A 229-nucleotide genomic window follows, 5' to 3' on the forward strand; every position below is an offset into this window, starting at 1 on the left:
CCGCAACCATGAGCCCACTCGTCTCCTCCCTCCTGCTCCTGGCCGCCCTGCCAGGGCTGATGGCGGCCGTGACGTTGGACGAGTCCGGGGGCGGCCTCCAGACGCCCGGAGGAGCGCTCAGCCTCGTCTGCAAGGCCTCCGGGTTCGACTTCAGCAGTTACGGCATGAACTGGGTGCGACAGGCGCCCGGCAAGGGGCTGGAGTTCGTCGCTGGTATTGGCAACACTGG

At 68.1% G+C, this 229-nt stretch carries 1 protein-coding gene; it reads left to right on the forward strand.

The window, feature by feature from the left end:
• Positions 1-229, forward strand: a 229-nt coding sequence (locus L9G74_RS22230; protein WP_238899146.1) for an immunoglobulin domain-containing protein, incomplete at both ends; no start/stop codon positions are given.

It is taken from the genome of Shewanella electrica (assembly GCF_022321485.1).
Taxonomy (GTDB): domain Bacteria; phylum Pseudomonadota; class Gammaproteobacteria; order Enterobacterales; family Shewanellaceae; genus Shewanella; species Shewanella electrica.